This window comes from Pseudomonas sp. NPDC087615 (assembly GCF_044743445.1).
Lineage (GTDB): Bacteria > Pseudomonadota > Gammaproteobacteria > Pseudomonadales > Pseudomonadaceae > Aquipseudomonas > Aquipseudomonas baetica_A.
In genome coordinates, this window is the sequence record NZ_JBIUWM010000020.1 from 38,387 (window position 1) to 59,845 (window position 21,459).

The window sequence follows — 21,459 nt, forward strand, 5'->3', positions numbered from 1 at the left end:
GATGTTTGAACGGATTATCACGTTATTGCACGATTCATATAATAAAAATAGAAACTTTAATAAGGGCATGGAATATGACGCTTCGCCTCTTTTTCCATAGTGATGACCTCAAGGCCAATGTAGAAGTCCTCGACTGCACGCCCCACGAGAACGAATTCGCGGTAGAACTGCGCGCTACCCTGTTTCATCCGCAAGGGGGCGGCCAACCCTGTGATACCGGCTGGATCGGCGCAAGCCAGGTGCTGCGCGTAGTGCAAGAAGCGGATCGAATCATCCATTTCGTTGATCAACCGGTCACGCTCGGCATGACCTGTATTCGCGTCGACGAAGATCGCCGCTGCTTCAACACTCGCCTGCATTCGGCCGGGCATTTGATCGGGCATTTCGTCCAGGCCATGGGGTGGACGCCTATCAAAGCACACCACTGGCCGAATGAAGGCCGGGTGCAATTCAAGCCAGGTGATGCCGCACAGGAAGTTGACGCACACACCGTTCAACTCGGTATCGATCAGTGGATCGAGCACGATCTGCCACGCCTGACCTCGTTGCGCGAAGGCGCGCGGGAAATCGGTTTTGGTGAACTGCCAGCCTATGGCTGCGGTGGCACCCATGTACGAAGCCTGAAGGATCTGGGCACAGTCACGATCGCGTCCCTTTCACAGAAGAAAGGCACATTGTCCGTCCACTACAGCGTGGATTGAGCATTTTCGGACATTGCTCCGCGCAATGTCCGGCGCCGGGGAACCGCATTCGCCGGTTCCGTTGACTATCGATAGATGGACCTAAAAAAATGATGCTAGACGTCGAGCGTCTCGATGAGACGTGCATAAAAAAACTGGCCAACGAAGAAGTCCTCGCCATTCGCGTCAAAGGCTTTTTGCCCGAACCGCTGGCAATCCAGATTGGCGACAAGATTCTCGCCCCAGGCTTTGAGGGCTACATCAACGCACCGAGTATCGGCCGTATCGGTATGGCGTTTTACGAGGCGGAAAACCAGCCGCTGCTGATCGAGGATTACTTCGAACGCGCCACCAGCAACATCGCTGAACTGCGTAATCGCTGCGCCCCCTACTCCTCACCGGTCGACACACTGCGCTGCATGCTCGACGAGTCGTGGCCAGCCGGTGCGCATCTGGAAAATCTATACGGTCGCAAAATGTACGTCGGCCTGTCGCGTGTCGTAAAACCCGGCGTGTGCTTCCTCGCCCACCACGACATTTTCGCCAAGGACGCACCGGAGAGCTTTCAAGCGCGCAGCCTGGAAGCACAGTTTGCCTGCAACGTGTACCTGAACATGCCGACCGAAGGTGGCGCGTTGCAGATGTGGGACGACGATATATCGCCCGATCTGTTCGACGAGATGCGTGGCGACAGTTACGGCATCGACCCGGCTCTGCTTGGACCACCCACACTCGAAGTTCGGCCAGAACCCGGCGATTTCATCATGTTCAATTCGCGCTGCATGCACTCAGTGACTCCGGGTGTAACGGATCCGCGCTTGAGCCTGTCCTTCTTTGTCGGCTATCGCGGCAATGCTTCACCCCTGACCTTCTGGAGCTGAGATGTTATCGAATTACCTGGGCGAGTTTCTGGCGCTGGCCACCATTCACTTTCTGGCCGTGGTCGCTCCCGGCCCTGACTTTGCGGTCACTATTCGCCAGAGTGTGCGCTTTGGCCGACTGGTGGGCATCTGCACGGCATTGGGCATCGGCGCAGGGATTTCCGTACATGTGCTGTACACATTGCTGGGCGTAGGCGCATTGATGCACACGACCCCATGGTTGCTGACGGTTGCCAAAGTGATTGGCGGTGCTTATATCCTGTACCTGGGTGTCAGCCTGCTGCGTAGCAAACCGAAATCGACACTCGAGGGGAAAACGAACGACGAGCCGATAGCTGAACAAACCCTGTTCAAAGCCTTCAGTACCGGTTTTCTGACCAATGCCACCAACCCGAAAGCCACACTGTTCTTTCTCGCGATCTTTACCACGATCATCAGCGCCAGCACGCCACTTGAAATTCAGGCGCTTTATGGTTTGTGGATGTGCTTGGTGAACGCCCTATGGTTTGTGGTGGTTGCGCTGTTTTTCTCAAGCAGCAAGGTTCGACTGCTGTTCATGCGCATGGGGCACTGGTTCGAACGCACCATGGGCGTCGTGCTGATTTTGTTTGCCGGTCGACTGATGCTGTCCTGGTAATCAGAACTGAAACGCAAGAGGCCCGCCGAATCTCTTCGGCGGGCCTCTTTTTTTGACTGACTCGATGACTTCAATCAGTAAAGTAAAAACACACGCATACAAAAACGCCGCTCCATTGAGCGGCGTTTTTGTGAAATTGGAGCGGGAAACGAGACTCGAACTCGCGACCCCGACCTTGGCAAGGTCGTGCTCTACCAACTGAGCTATTCCCGCAAATGGCGTCCCCTAGGGGACTCGAACCCCTGTTACCGCCGTGAAAGGGCGGTGTCCTAGGCCACTAGACGAAGGGGACACGCTACCCGGAACACATGGTGTGTGTTTCGGTGTCCAGACCCGAATCCGAAGACTTGGTTCTGGTTTCACTCAGCCCTGCCCGAAAGCAGTGCTGTTTAAAATTGGAGCGGGAAACGAGACTCGAACTCGCGACCCCGACCTTGGCAAGGTCGTGCTCTACCAACTGAGCTATTCCCGCATTGGCGTCCCCTAGGGGACTCGAACCCCTGTTACCGCCGTGAAAGGGCGGTGTCCTAGGCCACTAGACGAAGGGGACACACTACAACATTCACTCCCTGCTTCGTTTCGCTGTGTGCTTTACGCTGCAAGTGGCGCGCATTCTATGGATGGATTGAGAGGTCGTCAACCCCCTGATATAAATTTATTTAAATCAATGACTTCGACCTGCTTTACGAGGCCAATCGGGCTTTTCCGTCGCCCGGCGTTTGACGCCTATATTCCGGCGGTCGCCAAGGCGTTATAGTCCACCGCACAGTGATGGCAATCTGCACATCAAGGGCCAGCATTCATATATGCAACAAACGGCCGATACAGATTGCACCTGCCGATCCAATTCGTCGAGCGGCGCTAGGCGCACAAATGCCCAGCCACTACACTCGCATGCGAACCCTATAAAGAGGTCTTACCGGTGACACCACTCATGATCACCCTGCTAGTCATAGCCGGGATCGCAATTCTGATCGCCATTGGCTATATGAACCATGTGGTGGAAAACAGCAAACTGGAGAAGGCCCGCACCAAAGTCGAACTCAACGACCGCCTGCGTCGCTGCGGCGAACTGACCGAGACTTTTCCAGGCCAATTCATGACGCCTGCACTCAAGCTGCTGCTAACCCGCCTGGAACTCAACGTCTGCCAGCGTCTGTTAAACCTTGAGAAAACCAGTGCAACGACTAAAGCACGCATCACTGAACTGAGCGCACTGGTGGCCCAGGGCGAGTCGATCCCGATCAACAATCCGCCGGCACCGATCCTGACCGAAGCCAAAGCCAAAGACGTGCGCTTCCTGCTCGAAGCCCTCCACGGCCAGATCACCCGTGCCGCCCATGACGGCTTCCTGCCACCGAACGAAGCCAAGCACTGGGTTCGCGAAGTCCGCCACATTCTGGTGCTGCTGCACATTGAGTTTTTCAACAACCTCGGCCAACAATCTCTGCAACAAAACCAACCAGGCCAGGCCCGCCTCGCCTTCGAGCGCGGCGTGCAATACCTGCGCAAACAGCAGGATCCGCAGATCTACTCCGAACAACTGCAATACCTGGAAAAACTCCTCGCCCGCGCCAACGCCCAAGTCATGGACAAGATTGCGCCAGTTGAAGGTGAAGAGAACCAACTGACCGCTGGCCTCAAAGATGCCGAAACCGATGCGGACTGGAAGAAGAAAGTGATCTACGACTGATCGCTGACGTTGAAAGTGAAGCCACCGAGAGGTGGCTTTTTTGTGGACATGTGGTTGGGGCCCAGCCTCACAGAAGTTACATCCCAATTCGCGAGCAAGCCCACAGTTTGAACCGAGTACACCTGCCAGGTCGTCAAGTCATCAAAGCCGAAAATGCCCGACCATCCCGCGCAACTCGCCCCCCAACTGCGCCAGTTCAACACTCGAGGCTGCATTCCCACGCATTGCAATCGACGACTGATCGGCACTCGCGCGAATACTCGTCACACTGCGATTGATCTCCTCCGCCACTGAACTCTGCTCCTCGGCCGCCGCCGCAATCTGTTGATTCATCTGCTGAATCAACGAAACAGCCGCCGCAATACTCCCCAACGCACTCTCCGTCTGCAAGGCATCACTGACGGCCAGCTTCACCAGCTCACCACTGCTCTGAATCTGCTGCACCGAAGAATGCGCCGCCGAGCGCAAAGCACTGACCAAACGCTCGATCTCCTCGGTCGATTGCTGCGTACGCTTGGCCAAAGCGCGAACCTCATCGGCCACCACCGCGAAGCCCCTGCCCTGCTCCCCGGCCCGCGCCGCCTCGATCGCCGCATTCAACGCCAAAAGATTGGTTTGCTCGGCCACACTTTTGATCACCCCCAGCACCGTGCCGATATTCTGGATTTCGGCACTGAGGCTTTCGATACTGGAACTGGCCGAAGTCGCCGAATCAGCCAGTTGCTCGATCCGCGCCATGCTCTGGCGTACCACCTGCTGACCACTCTCAACCTTGTCATCCGCCGTCTGCGCCGCCAACGCAGCCTCTTCCGCGTTGCGCGCAACATCATGGACAGTGGCGGTCATCTGATTCATGGCCGTGGCCACCTGCTCGGTTTCTTCCTTCTGACTGCTGACCTCTAGGTTGGTCTGTTCGGTCACGGCCGACAGCGATTGTGCCGAACAGGCCAACTGCTCAATACCGGCCTGCAACCCGCTGACAATCTTGCTCAAGCCCGCCCCCATCTGCTGCATCGCCAACATCAGTTGACCAATCTCGTCACGACGGGTGACCTCGACCGTGGCACTCAGATCTCCGGCAGCGATCTGCTGCGCAACTTGAATCACGCTGCGCAACGGCGCGACGATCAAACGGGTAATCACCCACGCAGCGATCAAACCGACAAGCAGTGCCAGCGCCGATGAGCCAATGATCAGCAGCGCGTTCTTCTTCAGTTCAGCCTGCATCGCGCTGTCTTGCGCGACATAAGCCTGATTCACCCGCTCTACCACCTGCGCGGCACGCTCGTGCAGTTGTTCATAAACAGTCTTTTCCTGAGCCAGCAGCCCGGTGTACTCAGCCAGTTTTTCGTTGAAACCTGCGATGTGCCCCAAGACTTCGTTGAGCACCGTCAGATAGCCTTCGTCCTTGACCGTGGACTTCAACTCATCGGCCTGCGCCTGGGCTTGGGCAGCCTGTTCGATTTTGCCTTTGTCGGCATTGTCGGCATCACCTTTGCGGCTTTGATCCAGTCGAACCCGCGCCTCATTCATCGCTTGCAGCATCAGCTTCGACACCTGACTGACCTGACTGGCCTGCTCAATGAATTGCGCGCCATCCTTGCCCTCGGAATCCTTCAAGGTATACGCACCGTCGTCCGCCAGCCCGGCCTGCAACAAGTCGAGATTGTTGGCCACACTGGAAACCGACCAACTGGCCATTTCCAGCGCCAGATCCTTGGCTTGGGTCAGCGAAACGAACTCATCAAATGCCTTGCGATAGGCCGCCAGCGACTGCTCGACATCCGTCATCACTGGCACGTTGACCGATGATTGCGCCTTGAGCTCATTGGCCCGGGCAATAAGCCCGTCCACGCCCTCACGCACGGCATCGGCGGTTTTAGGATCACCGCGCAAGGCGTATTCCTGCTCGAGCAAGCGAACGTTGAGCAGGCCGCTATTGAGCGAGGACATCTGTTTGAGCCCGTCGAAACGCTGGCTGATGGTTTGCAGAGACCAGACACCAATGGCTGCTACCAGCGCGGTCAGCAGCAAGACCAACGCAAACCCGATACCCAGTTTTTTTGCCATACCAAGGTTGGCAAAACGTGCTTGCACGGCCGAAATCATTGCGCGTAGTCCCCTGCCAAAGTCTGTTGATGAAGAGTCGCAATGGCCATGAACCAGCACAAGTCTCTGGCGTCGGAATAATGGCAAAAAGCTACGCCCGCGTCGTTTTCAGAACACTTGAGGTCGATCCGAACCGGTATTGCGAAAGAACTGGCGGGCGCGCGGATCACAGGCGTAGGCCACGTTGATGCGATGCCATTCGCCAGCCTCGCCACTGGGGCTGAAGGCATCTGGAGCTGAAAGCAACACTCCGCAGCGTTGGGCCTGCCTGGACACCCGAGCCTGATCGGTCATTCGCGCACGCGCCCAGATAAACAATCCGCCCGTCGGTTTGCCGAAAACCTCCCAATCAGCATCCTCCAGAGCCTGTAACGCCGCTGCGCGATCGGCATTCAAGCGCTGCCGCTGACGCTGCACCAGTTTGCGGTATGCGCCGGTTGACATCAGGCTGGCCAGCACCGCCTCGGAAAATCTTGAGCATCCCAGACCACTGATCATCTTGACCCGAGCCAGCCGTGCAACCAACTCGCTATCGGCCAATACGAACCCCACTCGCAAAGAGCTGCTCAGTGTCTTGGAAAAGCTGCCGACATAGATGACCCGCTCCTCATCGTCCAGTGCAGCCAGGCGCGTACCATTGCCAGTGTGCAAGTCCGCGTAGACATCGTCTTCGATCAAGCGCACATCGTAGGTCCTGCTCAACTGCACGATGCGCTGAGCCACTGCCGGTGTCAGGGAACTGCCGGTGGGGTTGTGGTGATGGCTGTTGATGAAAAACGCACTGGGCTGAAACTGACGCAGCAGAGCCTCAAGCGCTTCGATATCCGGCCCGTTCGGCATTCGACGCACTTCGAGCATGCGCACGCCATGCAGCCGCAACAGGTCGAACAGCGGTGCATATCCCGGTGTTTCGACCACGACACAATCGCCGGCCTTGAATAATGTACGAACGATCAGATCCAGCGCATGGCTGGCACCGCCAGTGCTGAGTATCTGCGTGCTGCAGGCCTCGATGCTGAACAGTTTGAGTCGCTTGACGATCTGCTCGCGTAACGCTGCAAGGCCCAGTGGCGTGCTGTAGTTGAACAGGCTCGCCATGTCGGTACGCGCCACTTCACGCAATGCATAGCTGAGGTCGTCGGGCTCGCGCCAGCTTTCGGGTAAACCACCACCACCGAGTTTCAAGCCGCTTGAAGTGCCGCACACGGTATCGCACCAGGCCTGCCGGCCCTCGCATGGCACCGACTCCTCCTCTAGGCTCTGGTTCGACGGCGACGGCGCCACGATAAACCCCGCGCCCTGACGCGTGGTCAGAACGCCTTGCGCTACCAACCGCTCGCATGCCTCGACGACACATGACTGACTGAGCAGATTACCCCGGGCGATTTGCCGAACAGAGGGCAAGCGGGTGGCCGGCGGTACCCCGCTTTGCAGGATCCAGTCAGTCAGCCCGTCAACAATCTGCTGTACGACCGGCACCATTGCCTGTCGATCAATTCTCAATTCCATGAGCAAGCAAACTCCTGTCCGTTTTGCTGGCGGCAGTAAATCACAGCCACGCCGCACAGGCTGTGCGACAACGCCGCCAAAAGCGACCGTTCTAATCATTTGATACACATTGTTTATCGGTTTAACGGAACTGATGGCGATCCATAAAAAAGAAAACCCGCACGAAGGCGGGTTCTTTCAAGCGGCGCTTTTTCAGAACGCGGTGACGCCACCGTCCACAGCCAAAGAATGTCCCGTGGTGAACGCAGCACCATCGCTGCACAGATACAGCACGGCACTGGCGACCTCTTCGACCTTGCCGATGCGGCCTACCGGATGCATGGCGTTGGCAAACTCGCCCTTCTTCGGATCAGCCTCGTAGGCACGGCGAAACATATCGGTATCAATCACGGCCGGGCATACCGCGTTGACGCGAATTTTCTTCTTCGCATATTCGATGGCTGCCGATTTGGTCAGACCGATCACCGCATGTTTCGATGCCGCGTAGATGCTCATCTTCGGCGCAGCACCCAGCCCGGCCACCGAGGCAGTGTTGACGATCGCTCCGCCGCCCTGCGCCAGCAAAAGCGGCAACTGGTACTTCATGCACAGCCAGACGCCTTTGACGTTGACGCCCATGATCGCGTCGAACTCATCCATCGAGCCTTCGGCCAGCTTGCCTTTCTCGATTTCGATCCCGGCATTGTTGAAGGCGTAGTCAAGGCGGCCGTAAATATTGATCACCTCAGCCATCAGGTTTTTTACATCGTTTTCGTCGGTGACGTTGCAACGCACGAAGGTGGCGTCACCGCCCGCTGTACGAATCAGCGCCACCGTGCCCTCGCCCCCTGCCGCATCCAGATCGGCCACCACCACTTTCAGGCCTTCGGCGGCGAATGCCTGTGCGGTCGCACGGCCGATGCCGTTGGCCGCGCCAGTGACTACGGCAACCTGACCGGAAAACGTCATGCTCATTGTTATGTCCTCGAACGGGTAAATGCAGGGGGTGGGTCGAAGTGCAGCATAGCCACAGGGTTCTGCCAGACGTCAGCACTATCAAAAGCCTGTTTATGCGCCTATGCGCCCCAGTGATAGAACCCCACGGATCACTATCACTCCACTGGATCGACATGCATTCGCCGAATCAGCCAACCTTGCGACATCGCCAGTGAAGGTCTATCAACAAGGCTTAATTCAATTCGAGAACCTGCCATGACTTCCCAGACCAATCGCCAGTTCCTGCTCGCCAAACGCCCGGTAGGCGCTGCCACCCGCGAGACCTTCACTTATCAGGAAGTGCCGGTCGGTGAACCGGTTGCGGGACAGATTCTGGTCAAGAACGAATACCTGTCCCTCGACCCGGCCATGCGTGGCTGGATGAACGAGGGCAAGTCCTACATCCCACCGGTCGGCATCGGTGAAGTCATGCGTGCGCTCGGCGTAGGAAAAGTGCTCGCGTCGAACAACCCGGGCTTTGCCGTCGGGGACTACGTCAATGGAGCCATCGGCGTGCAGGATTATTTCCTCGGCGAGCCCAGAGGTTTCTACAAAGTCGATCCGAAACTGGCGCCGCTACCGGTTTATCTGTCGGCACTGGGCATGACCGGCATGACCGCCTACTTCGCGCTGCTTGAGGTGGGCGTGCCTAAGGCTGGCGACACGGTGGTGTTGTCCGGGGCTGCGGGCGCAGTGGGCAGCATTGCCGGACAGATCGCCAAGATCAAAGGTTGCCGTGTAGTGGGCATTGCCGGTGGCGCCGACAAGTGCAAATTCCTCATCGATGAACTGGGCTTCGACGGCGCTATCGACTACAAAAGCGAAGACGTGGTGGCTGGGCTTAAACGCGAATGCCCGAAAGGCGTGGACGTGTATTTCGATAACGTCGGCGGCGATATCCTTGACGCTGTGCTGAGCCGCCTGGCGCCGAAAGCGCGCGTGGTGATCTGCGGCGCCATCAGCCAGTACAACAACAAAGAAGCGGTCAAAGGCCCGGCCAACTATCTGTCGCTGTTGGTCAATCGTGCGCGCATGGAAGGTTTTGTGGTGATGGACTATGCCGCCCAATACGCCAGTGCGGCGCAGGAAATGGCTGGCTGGATGGCCAAGGGTCAACTCAAGAGCAAGGAAGATATCGTCGAAGGCCTGGAGACCTTCCCGGAGTCGCTGATGAAACTGTTCAGCGGTGAGAACTTCGGCAAGTTGGTGCTGAAGGTTTAAGCCACCAGAAACCAATGTGGGAGCGGGTTTGCTCGCGAAGAGGTCGTGTCAGAAGACATTGATATCGACTGACCCAACGCTTTCGCGAGCAAGCCCGCTCCCACATTTTGGATCTTCAGCGTTTGATCAGGCGATTTCGGCTACGACCGAAGCCAATGCCTGCGCCGGGTCCGCCGCCTGGCTGATCGGACGGCCGATCACCAGATAATCGGAGCCGGCATCCAGCGCCTGACGCGGGGTCAAAATGCGGCGTTGATCATCCTGCGCGCTGCCCGCCGGGCGAATCCCCGGGGTCACCAGTTGCAGCGACGGATGCGCCGTTTTCAGTGCGGTGGCTTCCAGCGCCGAGCACACCAGACCGTCCAGCCCGGCCTTCTCGGCCAGTGCCGCCAGACGCAGCACCTGCTCCTGCGGCTCGATATCCAGACCGATACCGGCCAGATCTTCGCGTTCCATGCTGGTCAGCACGGTCACGCCGATCAGCAACGGCTGCGGGCCGCTGCGTTTGTCCAGCTCTTCACGGCAGGCGGCCATCATGCGCAGGCCACCGGAGCAATGCACGTTGACCATCCACACACCCATCTCGGCGGCGGCTTTCACAGCCATAGCGGTGGTGTTGGGGATGTCGTGGAATTTCAGATCGAGGAAGACTTCAAAACCCTTGTCACGCAGGGTACCGACGATTTCGGCGGCGCAACTGGTGAACAGTTCCTTGCCCACTTTGACCCGGCACTGCTTCGGGTCCAACTGGTCGGCCAGCTTCAGTGCGGCGTCACGGGTGGGAAAATCCAGGGCGACGATGATAGGAGTCTGGCAGGCGGACATGGATGGGCTCTCAGGCAAGTCGAAATCGGCGCGCATTGTAGCGGAACCGGCGGCGGCGCGGCACCCGATGATCGGTAATTCGTCGCGCCAAACGTGATCAGCATAGCGTTCGACGCTATTGTGTCGACTCCGATACACAACCGACATGTCGCCAACAAGCGCCCGCGCTAGCCTCGCCAGCCGCAACACGTCCTTACATCAGCACTTCCCGCCTCACGGCCGGACGCCTATGCTGAAACCACAACCTCGCAGCCCATCTTTGTGGTTGGCGGCCAAATGGCAGATGAACAGCCCCATGCACAACACCCAAACCACCGGAACGGATGAGCCAAAAGACGACAAGCGCTGGAGCATTCGCGCCCTGATCGTCGACGATGACGTGCCGATCCGCGAGCTCATGATCGATTACCTTGCCCGGTTCAATATCCACGCCAGCGGCGTCACCGACGGCGCGGCGATGCGCCAGGCGATGCAAGCCGAACATTTTGATGTGGTGGTGCTGGATCTGATGCTGCCCGGCGAAGACGGTTTGTCGCTGTGCCGTTGGCTGCGCGCCGAATCGGACATCCCGATCCTGATGCTGACCGCCCGCTGCGAACCCACCGATCGCATCATCGGCCTGGAACTGGGTGCCGATGACTACATGGCCAAACCGTTCGAACCGCGTGAATTGGTCGCCCGGATTCAGACGATTCTGCGCCGCGTGCGCGACGATCGTACCGAGCAGCGCGCCAATATTCGTTTCGACAACTGGCGCCTGAACAGCGTTCTGCGCCAACTGATCGCCGACAATGGCCTGGTGGTGCCGCTGTCCAACGCTGAATTCCGCCTGCTCTGGGTATTCATCGAGCGCCCGCGCCGGGTGCTCAGCCGCGAACAATTGCTTGATGCCGCCCGAGGCCGTTCGATTGAAGCGTTCGACCGCAGTATCGACTTGCTGGTCTCGCGCCTGCGGCAGAAACTCGGCGACGATCCGAAAGCTCCGCAGTTGATCAAAACCGTGCGCGGTGAGGGTTACCTGTTCGACGCAAGAGACATCGGCTGATGCGGGTGCGCTTCGACACCCTGTTCGGCCGCCTGTTTGGCGTGTTGTTCGTGGCGATCGTCCTGGCGCACCTGCTGGCGTTCACCTGGTTTCACCTCTACGGCCCGCCGCCACCTCCGCCGCCCCCGGCGTTTTCCCAAAACGCCGAGGGGCAACGGCCTCACCAGGATCCGCGCTATCCGCCACGGCCACCGCGACCCTGGTTCGGCGGCCCGGTGGTGCCACTGACCTTTCAGTTCATCACCTTGATGATCGCCGCTTGGTATGGCGCCAAGTTGCTCAGTCGTCCGATCCAGCGCTTGAGTGACGCCGCCGAGCGCCTCAGTGAAGACCTCGACAGCCCACCGCTGGACGAATCCGGCCCGCGGGAAGCCCGGCAAGCAGCGCATACCTTCAACCTGATGCAACAACGGATACGCGAACAAATTCAGCAACGCTCGCGAATGCTCGGCGCTGTCTCCCACGACCTGCGCACACCGCTGTCGCGATTGAAACTGCGCCTGGAAAACATCAGCGACGACAAATTGCAAAGCCAGATGCGCCAGGATCTGAACGACATGATCGGCATGCTCGATGCCACCCTTACCTACCTGCACGAACAGCGCACCAGCGAAGCCTTGCAATTGATGGACGTGCAGGCGCTGGTCGAATCTCTGTGCGAAAACGCCCAGGATCAAGGCTCGGATGTGCAGGTCAGCGGCCATTGCGCACCACTTGCGGTACAACCGATGGCGCTGCGCTCATGCATCAACAACCTGATGGACAACGCCCTGCGCTATGCCGGGCAGGCAGGCATTGAACTGCTGGATCAGCGCGACCAACTGCTGATCCGCGTGATCGACCATGGGCCGGGAATTGCCGAGGACAAGCGCGAGGCGGTGTTTGAACCGTTTTATCGCCTGGAAGGCTCGCGCAACCGCAACTCCGGCGGCGTCGGCCTGGGCATGACCATTGCCCGCGAAGCGGCGCAGCGTTTGGGTGGACATCTGAACCTGGAAGAAACCCCCGGTGGCGGCCTCACGGCAGTCATCCGCCTGCCTCGCCCCTGAGAACTCCACCCTCGTGTGTACCCACCGGTACAAACCTCACATACCTGCGACAACTTGCCCCTTGAGGCTGCCTAAGCCGGTACACCCACCGGTTTTCCAGTCCAGGAGTGAGTCCGATGATCGGTAGCGTCAGCAACTACACGAGCTATACCAGCACCAGCAGCGCCTCCACGCAAAACGCCCGAGGCCAGCAACTGCAAAAACAACTGTTCGCCAAACTCGACAGCAACAGCGATGGAGCGGTGGATCAGGACGAGCTGAAAAGCGCCCTGTCGCAGAAGTCCGACGACGGCCTGCTGGTCAATCTGAGCAAACAGTTCGGCGATCTGGACAGCGACGGCAGCGGCAGCCTGAGTTCCGAAGAAATGACTGCCATGGCGCCGCCACCGCCGCCAAAAGACCAAGCCCCCAACACTGACCTGGCCGACGCCCTGATCAGCGCGCTCGACACCGACGGCGACGGCGCCATTAGCAGCGACGAACTGAGCAGCGGCCTCACCAGCGCCGGCAGCACCGATACCAGCGCCGCACTGCTCAAGGCTCTGGACAGCGACAGCAGTGGTGACGTGAGCAGCGATGAATTGAAAGCGGCCTTGCAGGAAGGACGTGAACGCCCGGACGACCAACCGACCGCCAGCACCCAGACCAGCTCAGAAGCGTTGAACCGCATGATTGCCAACTTGAGCAAGCAATACTCGCTGGATAATGCAGCGCCTGTGGGCAAGTACCTGAACGTAGCGACTTGAGTTGAACGGGTGAACCGCGATCGTTCCCATGCCGGGGTGTCACTAGTGTCCGGTAAAACCTGTTTCATAGCAGAAGGCAGCCTTGAGCTGCCTTCTGCTCCGTTCGCTTCTGCCTTCGGTGTTCAAGATGTTCGATGCTTGATGGCCGTTCGAACAACGTGTGGGCTAGCCGAGTGACGAAGCTGGAAATAGACCCAGAGCCACCTAGATTCTGCTGCGTCCTCTTTTTTCAAATTCTCGACCAACTTCAGATTGGCGTTTTTCTTCAAGCGAGTGACGAAGAAAGAACCTGTCTGATCAATCTGGTGCCACCCGTTGTAATCGCAGTAACCCTTGTCGAAAACGTAAGTCATGCCCGCTTCGAGTGGCATTGTCAGCGCATCGCGTAGATCGTTGACGTTTGCCGCCGTGATGTTTACGTAAGTTGGGGCTGTTTGCCTTGGATCGATGGCTACATGCACCTTCAGGCCCTGGGTGATACGGGTTTTCGTCGCGGTGGTCCATTCGTCAAAACCTGGGCCGCGCAAGCTGATCGAAGTCGAATCAATCAAGGTGATCATTGCTTCAAGAGACTTGCGCTGTTGACGAACGATGCCTTTGAGGAGGTGCTCGCAGGCCAACCGAAAGGGCTCTGAACTGCGCTTGTTCAGCGCATCACAAAGGGTGGAGCGAACCATGTTTTTAGCGTTGAGATGGTAGCGATGAGGTTCCAGTGACTGCGAAGCTGTCGTCAGCGTACGTAAGCTGTTGGCCTGAGTAATCTGGCCATAAATCAGCGTAACAAGCAGATCCCAGGAGGTGAACTGCTTGGCGTACCGATCAGCACCACAGCACTTGACCGCTGCTTTGAAAAGCTGATGAGGAAGGGCTTGAAGCATCTGTGCAAATCGGGTGCTGCTGAACATAGGCGAAAATCGAGTCTGAAAAGCCTGATTATTGCTCAGTAAGCAGGCACAGCAAGGGGGAGCAAGCTCCCCCTTCAGTTTTTACCGGACACTAGTGATGCCGGGGTGTGGGAACGATTAATTGAGTACATCTGGACGAGATCAGCAGCCAGAACAGGCCTCTTCGCGAGCAAGCCCGCTCGCACAGTCTGGACTGGGTAGACCTGCCAGAAACAGGTCAGTTGTCAGGCCGGCGCATGCCGCCACACCCAATAAACTAACGGCGGTCTTCAACCCGAGCCTGACTCTTGCTCCAGTCCGTCAGCAAACTATAAGCAACAGCCAACAGCGTGGGTCCGATAAACAACCCGATAAACCCAAACGCAATCAACCCGCCAAAGACCCCCAGCAACACAATCACCAACGGCAGGTTCCCCCCGCGACTGATCAGGTACGGCTTGAGCACGTTGTCCACGCCACTGATGACGAACGTCCCCCAGATCCCGAGAAAGACCGCCATCCCATACTCACCCTTCCAGGCCAGCCAAGCCGTGGCCGGCACCCATACCAGCGGTGGACCCATCGGAATCAGGCTGAGCAGGAACGTCACAATTCCCAATACCAACGCCCCCGGCACGCCGGCAATCAGGAAGCCGATCAACGCCAGAATCGCCTGCGCCGCCGCCGTACCGATCACGCCGTTGACCACCCGCTGAACCGTGCCCGCCACCAACTCGATGTAGTACCCGGCGCGTTCGCCAATCAAGCGTTCCAGCAAACGATGAGCAAAAGCCGCCAGCCTCGGCCCGTCGCGATAGAAAAAGAAGACAAAGACAATGCTCAACGTCAGTTCGAGAATCCCGCCACCGATCTGCGCACTGCGCGCCAGCAACCAGTTACCGACCTGCCCCAGATAAGGTTTGATCGACACCATCAACGCGGCGCCCTGCTCATCAATGCTGTTCCAGAGCCCGACCAGCCGCTCACCCACAAACGGCAAACCTCCCAGCCACGTCGGCGCCTCCGGCAAACCATCGACTTGCACATCCTTGATGAATGCCGTGGCGTCGCGCACGTGATCCGCCAGGTTGAACCCCAGCCAGACCAGCGGCGCCGCCACCAGCAACATCCAGCCCAACGTCAGAATGGCGGCGGCCAGCGATTCGCGGCCATTGAGCCAGCGGGTCAGAAGACGCATCAGCGGCCAACTGGCAAACGCCAGCACTGCGCCCCAGAACAACGCCGACCAGAACGGCGCCATCACCCACAGGCTGGCACCAAACAGCACCAGCAGAAGGATTTGCACCAACAGCCGATCGTTATTGAGCATGTAAGGTCTCGAAAAAGTCAGTCAGACAAAAAATAGGCGAACACACAGCGTGCCCGCCCGATACACCTTATCGCAACAGATTAATGTGCAAGCCAGGGCCTTCGACACTACCGGCTTCCAGCCGCCTCGCGCGCACGCCCTGCTCGATCAGTGCTTGTCGCCAAGTCTCGGCCTTGGGGCCCGACACTGTCACCCGTTGCGTAATATCCAGGTTCAAGCCACGGGAAATCAGCCGCAGCCAGGTGTCGTCCGGATCGCCAACCAACTTTGGAAAGTCCAGTTCACCGGTGCTTTTGAGCTGCCGCAACAAGGTCGCAGACGTCGGCAACAACTCGCCCAGCGGCGCTTCGGCAACGAACTGTTCAACATGTAGATAAGCCCTGCGATTGCCGCGCGTAATGCTGTAGAGCGCTATCAGCGTGTTATCCCTTGGAGCCGCCAGCCTTAGCAACAGATAGGCCTGCTGCTCATCGGAACCAAACAGTTTCGAGTTACCAAAGACCTCATTGGCCCACAGGCTGCTTTCGCCACAATCACGGGACTCGCACCAATACAGCAACTCGGCGCCCTGTTTTTTTTGCAGCGCTTCACGGGCGGCAGTGAAAGCTTCGTTGGCGGAGTGTTCCGGTGGCAGTTCGTAGGTCACTGACGTGGTTTGGCCTCTGGCACTGACCTGCCCTTCGAAGCGCAGCTTGCCGCTGATTTTGCGGATCGATCCGAGCGGATAGACACGCTCCAGCTCGGTCGGGGCACGATAGTCGACGATTTGTGCATCGGCCAGACGCGGCACGATCGGTAGATCCTGACTGCCCGGCACATCGTCCGCGATTGAAAAGGAACTGAAACAGCACAGTGCCAAGAGACTGAGTGAACGCATGGATAGGTTCATCGGATAGACATGGCCTGGGTGCCGCTTTGGCCATTCGGGGTCGTAGCGGTGTAAAGATCCATCATGGTTATCTCCCATTTCAACCCGCCCAGCCTCGACAGTTGCCCGCAGCAAGTCAAGGAATGGCGAAGAACCGATTGAAACAGTCTGCGACAAGATCGGCACCGGCCTCATCGTTGAGGTGCAAATGGTGTCCGCCAGGCAGCTGTTCCCGGTTAAAGGGTAGACGCTCCAGCAGTTCTGGGTGTTTGGCCAGCATGCCGTCGGCCGCGACGACCAATTGCGCAGGACAGCCGATGCGCAGGACGAAAGCCATCGCCTGCTCCTGGGTCAGGCGCAGCGGCGACGGCAGGGTCAGGCGATTATCGGTGCGCCAGGTGTAACCGCCGGGCACGGGCATCAATCCCCGTTGCGCCAACAGTTCCGCCGCCTCACGACTGACCGCCACCAGTCCTTTCATCCGCGCTTCGATGGCTCGGTCGAGACTGTTGTAGACCGGTTTGCGTTTCTCGCGCAGTTCCAGTTGCGCTTGCAGGGCCATGCCCATGCGTTCGGCAGCGTTTTCGCCTTTGTCTGTAGGAGGAATCACGCCGTCGATCAACGCCAGATGGGTGATGCGCTCCGGCAAAGAACCGGCCAGCACCAGCGACACGATGGCACCCATCGAATGCCCGAGCAGGCCGAAACGTTTCCAGCCCATCTGCTCGGCAACCTGCAGCACGTCATGGGCGTAGTCCCACAACGCGTAACCGGCGCCACTCGGTCGATGCCCGGAGTGCCCGTGCCCGGCCATGTCCAGGGCAATGATGCGCAAGCCTTTGAGCTTCGGCGCCAGGCGGGCAAAGCTGTTGGCGTTGTCGAGCCAGCCATGCAGAGCGATGACCGGCAAACCGTCCTCGGGCCCAAACAAGTGCGCGGCCAACTCGATATGCGGCAGGCTCAGGCGTACTTCTTCGAAGGTCGGGCTCATGCGCAATCCTTGTCCTGACGGTTTTCCCAGCGAGTGAACAGGCTCTTGAGCAACCGCGCCGTGTCTTGCGGGCGTTCAAGCGGAAACATATGGCCACCGGGCATGCTCAGCGCCTCGCCCTGGGCAAGACGCGAAACGAAACGGGTGTGATGACGCATCACCACGCGACTTTTGTGCCCTCGCACCACCGCCAGCGGCACTTGCAACTGTCGGGTAAGGCCGGGACTGGTGTGCGGCACCCCGCGATAGATGCTGATCTCGGTGGCCGGGTCGAAGCGCAACCGCAGCTTGTCGCCCACCTGATGCAAACCGTGTTGCAGATAGGCATCGAAACATTCGGGATCGAAACCGCGAAACAATGTCTTGCCGGCAAAGTAGCTGCGTGCGCTGTCGAGATCGGCAAACTCTTCGCGCCGGCCCAAGGTGCGTCCAGCCGGAGTCAGCCTGTCGATGAAGCCGAAGCGCTTGGCCGCACGGATCACCCATTGATCGGTACGGGTCAGCACAGGGGAATCGAGCATGACCACGCCGCGATACAACTCAGGGCAACGCAGCGCCGCATGCAGGTGCAGCACGCCGCCAAACGAGTGGCCGACGCCCCACACCGGTTGATCCTGCTGCTGCAAATGGTGAATCAACTCGTCGACAAGGTTGTACCAGTTATCGTCCGCAGGAAACCGCGGGTCATGGGCATGCTGCTCCAGATGCGCGACCCGGTACTCGGGCGCCAGCGCCGCGAACAACTTGCCATAGGTACCCGAAGGAAATCCGTTGGCGTGGGCGAAAAAGATCGGTTGCGACATGCGGGGAGATCCATGAGCGGGAAACGTGGCGTTGATTGTCCGTAAGAGTGCGTCTCACAGCAATGACCGTAACGGCCAGGAATGATGACAGTCGCGCCATGGCTATATCCGACGCACCGCCGTATGGGTGTTTTTGTCAACTGTCAGTTCTGTCAGTTGACCCACGCCGTGTTCAGGCTGATAAGAGGATCACCCTCATTAAAGCTGCCGGCGCCCATGACTCACGCGAATACACCCGCCATCCAGGCCTTCGACGCTCGAGGCCTGGTATTACGCAGCGTGAATTACCATCGTCGCGATGAGACTTTGGCGCCCGAGAGTTACATCACTCACCAGACGCATGATGCCGCGGGGCGCACGGTATTCAGTCGCGATCCCAGACTGTTCCGCGAGCACACACCTGAAAAACCCGGCCCGGCGAATCAGAGCAATGTGTTCAGCCTGTCAGGCGCCATGCTGTCGAGTGAAAACAGCGATGCCGGCTGGCGCTTGAGCTTGCTCGCAGAGGACGGCGCTCACATTGACGGATGGGATCAGAAACGCAACCACAGCCGTACCCACCATGATGCTCTGCGACGACCGAGCGCCACTTTCGAGCAGTCTGCGGACGAGTCTGAACACTGTACGGAGCGCTTCACCTATTTCGATGATGCGGTTGAAGTCCACCATAACCGCCGTGGCCGATTGATTCGGCATGACGACACCGCAGGCACCCTGCACTTCACTGAACTCAGTATGAGCGGGCAACCACTGCAACTTCGTCGCACCTTCAGTGCCGATCCCGCGTGGGCGGTGGACTGGCCGGAAGTGGAAGTCGATCGCGATTTTTTTCTGGAAACCCGATCGGCCACGACCCACTTCAGCTACAACGCCCTTGGCGAGTCGGTTGGTCAGACAGATGCCTTGGGAAACCGGCAGATACAGCTTCAAGACGTGGCGGGCCATGTGAAAGAAACCCGTCTGACACTGGCCGCAAACGACGACAGCCAGACGCTGGTCAGCGATATCCACTACAACGCCTTTGGGCTTATTGAACAGCAACGCGCGGGAAATGACGTGATCTCCCAAGCGACATTCAGCCTCGACGATGGCCGCCTGCAACGTCTGACGAGCCAGGCCAGTCATGGCTCGATCCTCCAGGATCTGTCCTACGCGTACGACGCGGTCGGCAATATCACTCGCATCAGCGATAGCGCAGAGGCGGCTGTCTATCACCGTAACCAGCGAACAGACGCGATCTGCCGCTACCGTTACGACAGCCTCTCGCGCTTGATCGAGGCCAGTGGCCGGCAGATCCGCAACGCTGCGGGCGGGCCACAGCTGCCGGCATTTGCCTCTCCTGCCGACCCAGGGCAGTTGGAAAACTACACGCGCACTTACACCTATGATCCGTCCGGCAATCTGCTGTTGATGGAGCACCGCGCCGCCAGTGGAAACCGCACCGAACGCACGGTTGTGGCCCGCGCCAGCAATCGCAGCCTGCCGGAAAGCCCCGACGGCCATCTGCCCGATGAGCAGGCGATTGCCGCCGCTTACGACGCCAATGGCAACCGCGTGTTTCTCCAAGACGAAGGGCAAACGCTGCAGTGGGATCGACGCAATGAATTGCAACAGGTTGATCAGGTGGTTCGAGAGGGTGAACCGAATGATTGCGAGTTCTACATCTATGACGGCAGCGGTCAACGCCAGCGAAAAATCCGTCAGGCCTATACCGCATCGGTGCAACGACTCAGTGAAACCCGCTACTTGCCCGGTCTGGAAATTCGCACCGATCCGAATCAGACCGTACACGTCATCACCGTCAAGGCCGGTCGCGCGACAATCCAGGTGCTGCACTTTGAAAAACCGCCACCACACGGCATACCCCAGCATCAGCAGCGCTACAGCTTCACCGATCATTTGAACTCCAGCACCATTGAACTGGACGCCCAGGCACAGATGATCTCCCGGGAAAGCTATTACCCGTTTGGCGGTACCTGTTGGTGGGCGGGCCGAAGCCTGGTCGAAGCGAGCTACAAGACCCTGCGCTACTCGGGCAAGGAACGGGATGCCAGTGGCCTGTATTACTACGGTTTTCGTTACTACACGCCATGGCTTCAGCGCTGGCTCAATGCGGACCCGCTGGGGGTGCAGGACGGACTGAATCTGTTTGCCATGGTGCACGGCAACCCTGTCGGGAACGTGGACTTCCAGGGACTGGTCACACTGAAAGAAGGCGTGGGCGCCGCTCTGGCAACCTTTGGCCGGGACAGTGTGAGTGCACTGGCCGCAGGAGCGGTTAAATATTTTGCTGCAAGAGGGTTGGAGCAATGGGCAACCGGCGATCCGGACACACCGCCAGACCCGGGCGTCAATCTGGGATTGACCCTAGCAGGCAGCATGGCGGGTGCGTTGGCCGGTGGCTCCATGGGGATAGGAGCAGGCAGTCGTATTGCCAGCAGCCGCAACTACAACCGCACCACACAGAAAGTCATGGCCGGTATCTTGGGGCTGGCGGGCGCTGCGGCGGGAGCCGCCGCTCCACTGTATGCGTACCTGTCTGAGCGGGAAACCTTGAACATGACAGCCATCAGCATACTTGCCAGTGTGCCGAAGAGCATGACAAGGGAAGCAGGCCAACGCGCGTTCGCCAGCGTCGGCCCCAGCGTCACGATTGCGCCAAGCGGTACCACGACCGCTTGGCGCACCGCCTTCTATGGAGCAGTTCTTTTTGCTGACGGTGCGCTCGGGGCAAATCTGCCACCTGGCGTGGATATCACTGTCGCCGCTACCGTGGAAGGCCTGGATGGAGCGTCCACAACCACGATCAACTCATTGCGTGGAGGTGACTACAGCAGCCCGGAACGCAATCGGCTTTCTGTGCCGAATGCCGCGCAATGGCTATACGGCGTCGTGACACGCACCGCCGGCTCAACCTTAACCGCCTCACTGACATTGCTCGCCGAACCTCTAACGAACACAATCGAAAACGCCCATTTACAATCAGCAGTCGTCGAAAGCCTGGCCACCCCCACCGAGGCCCGCACATACCTGGGCCAGCATGTGCAGCGTGGCGCCTTCGAGCTGGCCAGGTACGACGATGGGGACTTCACTCTGGATCGTTTCACTCCAGCGAACCGGATTTGGAGAGATGCGACACCCGCCGGTTATCACCCGGAAACACCGGACGTGGGCGACCTGCCCATGAGTGTTATCAGACGACGTAGCGTATGA

18 protein-coding genes, 4 tRNA genes and 1 pseudogene are annotated in these 21,459 nt (G+C 58.7%); 9 read left to right on the forward strand and 14 right to left on the reverse strand.

The window, feature by feature from the left end:
- Positions 1–74: 74 nt before the first annotated feature.
- The 3 genes from ACIOU6_RS12285 (at position 75) to ACIOU6_RS12295 (ending at position 2,198) form a co-directional block, all read left to right on the forward strand.
- Positions 75–701, forward strand: a complete 627-nt coding sequence (locus ACIOU6_RS12285) for an alanyl-tRNA editing protein (RefSeq protein WP_221734407.1) — start codon at positions 75–77, stop codon at positions 699–701.
- 89 nt (positions 702–790) lie between these two features.
- Positions 791–1,561: a 2OG-Fe(II) oxygenase gene (locus ACIOU6_RS12290; RefSeq protein WP_221734406.1), complete on the forward strand. Its 771-nt coding sequence runs from the start codon at positions 791–793 to the stop codon at positions 1,559–1,561.
- A gap of 1 nt (position 1,562) precedes the next feature.
- On the forward strand, positions 1,563–2,198 hold the full coding sequence (locus ACIOU6_RS12295; protein ID WP_221734405.1) for a LysE family translocator: 636 nt from the start codon (positions 1,563–1,565) through the stop codon (positions 2,196–2,198).
- Between the two features lie 137 nt (positions 2,199–2,335).
- Here ACIOU6_RS12295 and ACIOU6_RS12300 read toward each other — a convergent pair.
- From ACIOU6_RS12300 to ACIOU6_RS12315, 4 genes are all read right to left on the reverse strand, one after another.
- Positions 2,336–2,411 (reverse strand) — tRNA-Gly (locus tag ACIOU6_RS12300).
- Between the two features lie 3 nt (positions 2,412–2,414).
- A tRNA-Glu gene (locus ACIOU6_RS12305) sits at positions 2,415–2,490 on the reverse strand.
- A gap of 104 nt (positions 2,491–2,594) precedes the next feature.
- Positions 2,595–2,670: transfer RNA gene (locus tag ACIOU6_RS12310), tRNA-Gly, on the reverse strand.
- Between the two features lie 2 nt (positions 2,671–2,672).
- Positions 2,673–2,748: transfer RNA gene (locus ACIOU6_RS12315), tRNA-Glu, on the reverse strand.
- A 384-nt stretch (positions 2,749–3,132) separates the two neighbouring features.
- Between ACIOU6_RS12315 and ACIOU6_RS12320 the strand changes: the two genes are divergently transcribed.
- The gene (locus tag ACIOU6_RS12320; protein ID WP_221732985.1) at positions 3,133–3,891 is read left to right on the forward strand and encodes a hypothetical protein; all 759 of its coding nucleotides are present in this window, start codon (positions 3,133–3,135) and stop codon (positions 3,889–3,891) included.
- A gap of 141 nt (positions 3,892–4,032) precedes the next feature.
- On the opposite strand, the gene ACIOU6_RS12325 is transcribed toward ACIOU6_RS12320, so the two are convergent.
- The 4 genes and pseudogenes from ACIOU6_RS12325 to ACIOU6_RS12340 form a co-directional block, all read right to left on the reverse strand.
- Entirely contained in the window at positions 4,033–4,914 is an 882-nt protein-coding gene (locus tag ACIOU6_RS12325) for a methyl-accepting chemotaxis protein (protein ID WP_401136605.1), read from the reverse strand.
- A pseudogene (locus tag ACIOU6_RS12330) lies at positions 4,894–6,000 on the reverse strand (HAMP domain-containing protein); the annotation flags it as partial. The pseudogene ACIOU6_RS12330 and the gene ACIOU6_RS12325, both read right to left, overlap by 21 nt.
- Positions 6,001–6,108: 108 nt before the next feature.
- Positions 6,109–7,509 (reverse strand): PLP-dependent aminotransferase family protein, encoded by a 1,401-nt coding sequence (locus ACIOU6_RS12335; protein WP_221732987.1) that lies wholly within the window; start codon positions 7,507–7,509, stop codon positions 6,109–6,111.
- A 192-nt stretch (positions 7,510–7,701) separates the two neighbouring features.
- On the reverse strand, positions 7,702–8,463 hold the full coding sequence (locus ACIOU6_RS12340) for an SDR family oxidoreductase (protein WP_401136536.1): 762 nt from the start codon (positions 8,461–8,463) through the stop codon (positions 7,702–7,704).
- A 237-nt stretch (positions 8,464–8,700) separates the two neighbouring features.
- Here ACIOU6_RS12340 and ACIOU6_RS12345 point away from each other — a divergent pair, with 237 nt between their 5' ends.
- Entirely contained in the window at positions 8,701–9,705 is a 1,005-nt protein-coding gene (locus ACIOU6_RS12345) for an NADP-dependent oxidoreductase (RefSeq protein WP_401136538.1), read from the forward strand.
- 126 nt (positions 9,706–9,831) lie between these two features.
- Here ACIOU6_RS12345 and pyrF read toward each other — a convergent pair whose 3' ends face one another.
- On the reverse strand, positions 9,832–10,530 hold the full coding sequence (pyrF, locus tag ACIOU6_RS12350) for an orotidine-5'-phosphate decarboxylase (protein ID WP_401136541.1): 699 nt from the start codon (positions 10,528–10,530) through the stop codon (positions 9,832–9,834).
- Positions 10,531–10,813: 283 nt separating this feature from the next.
- On the opposite strand from pyrF, the gene ACIOU6_RS12355 reads away from it, so the two are divergent.
- The 3 genes from ACIOU6_RS12355 to xopAW all read left to right on the forward strand — a co-directional run bounded on the left by ACIOU6_RS12355 (position 10,814) and on the right by xopAW (position 13,370).
- Positions 10,814–11,575, forward strand: coding sequence for a response regulator (locus ACIOU6_RS12355; protein ID WP_221733054.1), 762 nt, complete (start codon positions 10,814–10,816; stop codon positions 11,573–11,575).
- Positions 11,575–12,624, forward strand: coding sequence for an ATP-binding protein (locus tag ACIOU6_RS12360; protein ID WP_401136544.1), 1,050 nt, complete (start codon positions 11,575–11,577; stop codon positions 12,622–12,624). The genes ACIOU6_RS12355 and ACIOU6_RS12360 overlap by 1 nt, the downstream gene beginning before the upstream one ends.
- Before the next feature lie 116 nt (positions 12,625–12,740).
- The gene (gene xopAW / locus ACIOU6_RS12365) at positions 12,741–13,370 is read left to right on the forward strand and encodes a XopAW family type III secretion system calcium-binding effector (RefSeq protein ID WP_401136547.1); all 630 of its coding nucleotides are present in this window, start codon (positions 12,741–12,743) and stop codon (positions 13,368–13,370) included.
- A 122-nt stretch (positions 13,371–13,492) separates the two neighbouring features.
- Here the strand turns inward: xopAW and ACIOU6_RS12370 are convergent, their stop codons facing one another.
- The 5 genes from ACIOU6_RS12370 to ACIOU6_RS12390 all read right to left on the reverse strand — a co-directional run bounded on the left by ACIOU6_RS12370 (position 13,493) and on the right by ACIOU6_RS12390 (position 18,246).
- On the reverse strand, positions 13,493–14,275 hold the full coding sequence (locus tag ACIOU6_RS12370) for an IS4 family transposase (protein ID WP_401136549.1): 783 nt from the start codon (positions 14,273–14,275) through the stop codon (positions 13,493–13,495).
- A 256-nt stretch (positions 14,276–14,531) separates the two neighbouring features.
- Entirely contained in the window at positions 14,532–15,584 is a 1,053-nt protein-coding gene (locus ACIOU6_RS12375; protein ID WP_221732994.1) for an AI-2E family transporter, read from the reverse strand.
- Between the two features lie 67 nt (positions 15,585–15,651).
- Positions 15,652–16,461 (reverse strand): DUF4892 domain-containing protein, encoded by an 810-nt coding sequence (locus ACIOU6_RS12380; protein WP_401136552.1) that lies wholly within the window; start codon positions 16,459–16,461, stop codon positions 15,652–15,654.
- A gap of 127 nt (positions 16,462–16,588) precedes the next feature.
- The gene (locus tag ACIOU6_RS12385) at positions 16,589–17,443 is read right to left on the reverse strand and encodes an alpha/beta hydrolase (RefSeq protein WP_221732996.1); all 855 of its coding nucleotides are present in this window, start codon (positions 17,441–17,443) and stop codon (positions 16,589–16,591) included.
- Positions 17,440–18,246 carry an alpha/beta fold hydrolase gene (locus ACIOU6_RS12390; protein WP_221732997.1) on the reverse strand — a complete coding sequence of 269 codons (807 nt, stop codon included), beginning with the start codon at positions 18,244–18,246 and terminating at the stop codon, positions 17,440–17,442. The genes ACIOU6_RS12385 and ACIOU6_RS12390 overlap by 4 nt, the downstream gene beginning before the upstream one ends.
- A 216-nt stretch (positions 18,247–18,462) precedes the next feature.
- Between ACIOU6_RS12390 and ACIOU6_RS12395 the strand changes: the two genes are divergently transcribed.
- Complete coding sequence (locus ACIOU6_RS12395; protein ID WP_401136555.1) at positions 18,463–21,459, forward strand: RHS repeat-associated core domain-containing protein; 2,997 nt, start codon at positions 18,463–18,465, stop codon at positions 21,457–21,459.